Source organism: Novipirellula sp. (genome assembly GCF_041583735.1).
Classification (GTDB): Bacteria; Planctomycetota; Planctomycetia; order Pirellulales; family Pirellulaceae; genus Novipirellula.
Window position 1 is genome coordinate 1 of the sequence record NZ_JBFHFD010000672.1, and the last position, 4,697, is coordinate 4,697.

A 4,697-nucleotide genomic window follows, 5' to 3' on the forward strand; every position below is an offset into this window, starting at 1 on the left:
CCGCTAAACGAAGACGACCATCTGAATTACTCGCATGCCATGCCGCGGCGATTGCCTGCCGAAGTGATTTACGATGCAGTGCACCAGGTTACCGGAGCGATTAGTTCGATTCCCGGTGTGGCCAAGGGAACACGAGCTGCCGCGCTGCCCGATTCCGGGGTGAAGCTTGCCGATGGATTCTTGCAGAACCTGGGCCGGCCGGCACGCGAGAGCGCATGCGAATGTGAACGATCCTCGGATCTGCAGCTTGGGCCGGTGATGGCACTGATCAGTGGTCCCACGGTGGGGACCGCGATTTCGGATCCGAAAAACGAACTCGCCAACATCGTCAAGAGATGCCCGGAAGACGAAATGCTCGCCGAAGAGGTTTTCTTGCGAGCGATCGGGCGTCGACCCACTGAATCCGAAGTCACGGCATTCAAGAACATCATGGGGCAAGTCCAAGTCGATCACGATGCTCTGCAAAAACAGCTTGAGCAATCCGAAGCCGATTGGAAGATTCGGCGAGCCGAATTAGAAGCCGTTCGCGAAGCAAAGCTTGCCGAGCTTGTCTCGCAGATTGCCGAGCGAACCGAGGCAATCAAGCCTGAACGAACGCGGCTCGAAGAAGAGCGTACGAAACGAGTTGCGGCGGCGGAAGAGACGATTAGCAAAGCACAAGCGAATTTGATCACGACGACCGAGAAACGGTTTGCCGATGCATCCAACGTGGAATGGCATCCCTTGTCGGCGACCGAGTTATCGGCATCGAACAAGGCGGTGTTGACCCCGCAAGCGGACCGTTCAATCCGAGCATCGGGCAACGCCGACAAAGGCGTCTATACGATCAAGATGCCCACGACGCTAAAGCAGATCACAGGGTTTCGGTTAGAAGCGTTACCGGCTGCGGATCTGCCCGCCGGTGGTCCTGGGTTGCCCGACAACGGCAATTTTGTCATCACCGAATTGGTGATCCAAGTGCAAAACGACGGCAAAGATCAAAAGCCGGAAAAGGTCGAAATCGCCAAGGCCCAAGCTGATTTCACTCAAGCCGGCTTTGACATCAGCACCACGTTTGATGGAAAGACGAATGACCAAGGCGGCTGGGCCGTTTCCCCGTCACTCGGCGTGGTCCACTGGGCCACGTTCCAATTGAAAACGCCGATCGTGAATCCTAGCGGTTGCACGTTGACGTTTGATCTGCATCAGTTCCACAACGCAGCGAATCACCGTTTGGGGCTGTTTCGTATCTCAGCCACCACGGCCGAAGGCGACATCCCGCTCAGCCAAAGCGAATCAATTGCCGCGGCGCTTTCGACTCCGGCGGCGCAGCGCAGCGAAGCGGCAACCAAGCTGATCGTCGACTACGGTGCGGCCACCGACGAGGGTATCGCCGATTTGCGTGCGGCATTGGCCGAAGCTCGGAAGCCTGTTCCAGCGGACCCGACGCTGGTGCAGTTAGAACAAAGCAAAAAGAATCTTTCGGTTGCAACGGCGGATGATCCTGCACTGGTTCAGCTTCGCCAAGACTTTGCCGAAAGCACGAAACAACTCGGTAACGTCCGTTTGACGGCAGCCGAAGATTTGGCGTGGGCGTTAATCAATAGCCCTGCGTTTCTGTTCAATCACTGAAATTACCAAGAGAGAGAACGAACGATGTTGTCATTCAAAGGTTTTAAAGCAAAGGATCTTTGCGATCCGCATCTCTCGGCTACTCGTCGCACGTTTTTGCGAGTGGGTGGTTGTGGCATGCTCGGTTTGTCGTTGCCGTCACTGTTGAAAATGCAAAGTGCTGCAGCCTCGGAAAAACATGTTGGCGGTCCCGGTTGGGGCAAGGCGAAAAGTATCATTCTGCTGTATTTGCAGGGCGGCCCGAGCCAATTGGATTTGTGGGACCCCAAAGAAAATTTGCCGGATAACGCCAAAAGTGTTTTCAAGCCAATCAGCACCAAAATTCCTGGGGTAAAGTTTACCGAAAACCTGCCTCAGCTCAGCCAGGTGAACGACCGCTTCACAATGATTCGGTCGATGTCGTACACGCCCAATGGTTTGTTCAACCACACCGCGGCGATCTACCAAATGATGACCGGCTATACCACCGACAAGGTCAGTCCCTCAGGGCAACTTGAACCGCCATCGCCCAAGGACTTTCCCAATTTTGGAAGCAACATCGTCAAAATGCGTCCGTTGGATGAGCCTATGCTTCCGTTTGTCATGCTGCCGCGGCCGCTGCAAGAATCCAACGTTGTTGGCAAAGGTGGTACCGCCGGTTTTTTAGGCAAAGCGTTTGATCCCTATACGCTTTATCCCGACGGCGACGACATGGACATGGAAAAGATGAGTCGCATCAAGATCGATGATCTGCAGTTGCGACCCGAGGTATTCAGCGTCCGCTTGCAACGCCGAGCCAAGCTTCGTGATCTGTTGAATGCGCAAATGCCTCAAATCAACGAGGCGGTCGAGTCTTTTGAGCTTGACCAATACTACGACCAAGCGTTGTCGTTGATCGTTTCGGGGCGTGCACGCGATGCGTTTAATTTGTCGGCCGAATCCAACGAGATTCGTGACGCTTATGGACGCAACACGTTTGGTCAAAGCTGTTTACTTGCTCGGCGACTCGTAGAAGCCGGGACTCGCGTGGTCGAAGTCATTTGGCCCAAAGTGGCCAACAGTGACAACCACTCGTGGGATCACCACACCGGGCTCAGCAAACGGATGAAAGATCAATCGGCTCCGATGCTCGACTCGGCATTGTCGACGTTGATCACGGACATGGACACTCGCGGATTGCTCGAAGACACCTTGGTGGTGGCGGTAGGTGAGTTTGGCCGCAGTCCTCAGCGGGGCGTCAGCACCAGCGGAAACAACAACAGCGACGATGGCCGCGACCATTGGCCGTACTGCTACACCGCGGTGATGGCGGGTGCGGGAACCAAACGCGGGTATATTCATGGCAAGAGCGACAAGACCGCCTCGGCACCACTGGAAAACCCGGTGCATCCGGCGGAGTTGTTAGCGACGATTTACCACAGCTTTGGAATCGCGCCAGAGACGATCGTCTACAACCACCTGAATCAACCTCGTGAATTAGTCAAAGCCGAGGCGATTTCCGCCTTGATGGCATGACGTTCATGGGCTGCGGGTGAAATTCGTGAGCGCTTTTCGTGTCAAGATTTTGGCGGCAAATTGGCTGCCAAGAGCGAGCGAAGGGGAATGCTAAAAACTTTTGGGGCTTCTGAGCCTGACAAAGTTGGCGCTATGGTTCCTCAGCACGCGTCGGAAACGTATATTTTCAACTTCACGGAAACGTTTCCCTTGTGCGCGAGCGCGAAAGCCCCCTTAAGTCGATGAAGATTCACGAATATCAAGGCAAGCAACTGTTCCGCAAAGCTGGTGTGCCGGTTTTAGAAGGACATATCGCTAAGACCGCTGACGAAGCGGCTGCCGCATTTGAAAAACTCGGCGGTTCGATTGCTGTCGTCAAAGCCCAGATCCATGCGGGCGGACGCGGTAAGGGAACCATTATCGATAACCCAGAGCAACGCGGCGTGGTGCTCGTCAAAAGTGCTGACGAAGCTCGTGCGGCAGCCAACGGTTTGCTCGGAAAAACGTTGGTCACGATCCAGACTGGCGAAGAAGGCAAAGTTGTCAATCAGGTCTTTGTCGAAGCCGGTTGCGATATTGCCCGCGAATTGTACCTCGGCATCGTAATTGACCGCGAAGCCTCTCGGCCGGTCTTGATGGTCAGCACCGAAGGGGGGGTCGAGATCGAAAAGGTCGCCGAAGAGACCCCGGAACTGATTTTCAAAGAACACTTCGACCCCGCCGTAGGGCTGGAAGCGTTCCAGGTTCGTAAGCTTTGCAAGAAGCTGGGCATCGAAGGGCCCGCTGCCAAAGCTGCGTTTAAGTTCATGACCGCGATCTGTCGCTTCTTTGTCGATTACGATTGTGCGATGGCCGAGATCAATCCGCTTGTGATTACCGGCAGCGGCGAAATGGTCGCCTTGGACGCGAAGATTACCTTCGACGACAACGCGATGTTCCGCCACAAGGACTTGTTGGAACTACGCGACTTGTCCGAAGAAGAGCCAAGCGAAGTGCGTGCGAGCGACTCGGGACTCAGCTACGTCAAGCTCGAAGGCAACATCGGATGCTTGGTCAATGGTGCTGGTTTGGCGATGTCGACGATGGATATCATCAAATACCACGGTGGCAAACCTGCAAACTTTCTGGACGTCGGCGGCGGAGCGAACGCTCAACAGGTGACCGAAGCTTTCCGGATTTTGTTGTCGGACCCCAATTGCAAGGGCGTATTGGTCAATATCTTTGGGGGGATCGCACGCTGTACCACGATCGCATCGGCGTTGATCGAAGCGAGCAAGACGGTGGGCTTTACCGTTCCCTTGGTCGTCCGACTCGAAGGCACTGAGGTCGAAGAAGGCCGCAAGATGCTTGCCGAAAGCGACGTGAACGTCATCAACGCGACCGACATTACGGACGCGGCCAAGAAAATTGTGGCTGCCGCCGCAGGCTAATGCTGCGGGATTAGCGGGCTGCGGCGATAAGAGCCGTGGCCGTAAGATCCGCAGCAAGGCAAAACCGCGTCAAATCCGCCGCTATCGGCAGCGGATGACCATCACGAAGTCGGTTCAACATTCCATTCCTACACGTTCTCTACAATAGTCATTCGGTCATGAGCATTCTGGTTGACGGAAACA

General features: G+C 55.1%; 2 protein-coding genes and 1 pseudogene. All 3 read left to right on the top strand.

Features of this window, described 5'->3' with window-relative positions:
- A pseudogene (locus ABX962_RS30650) lies at positions 1-1,611 on the top strand (hypothetical protein); the annotation flags it as partial.
- Positions 1,612-1,635: 24 nt separating this feature from the next.
- Positions 1,636-3,105 carry a DUF1501 domain-containing protein gene (locus ABX962_RS30655; RefSeq protein WP_372725272.1) on the top strand — a complete coding sequence of 490 codons (1,470 nt, stop codon included), beginning with the start codon at positions 1,636-1,638 and terminating at the stop codon, positions 3,103-3,105.
- Positions 3,106-3,326: 221 nt separating this feature from the next.
- Positions 3,327-4,514: an ADP-forming succinate--CoA ligase subunit beta gene (gene sucC, locus ABX962_RS30660; protein WP_372725274.1), complete on the top strand. Its 1,188-nt coding sequence runs from the start codon at positions 3,327-3,329 to the stop codon at positions 4,512-4,514.
- Positions 4,515-4,697: the final 183 nt, after the last annotated feature.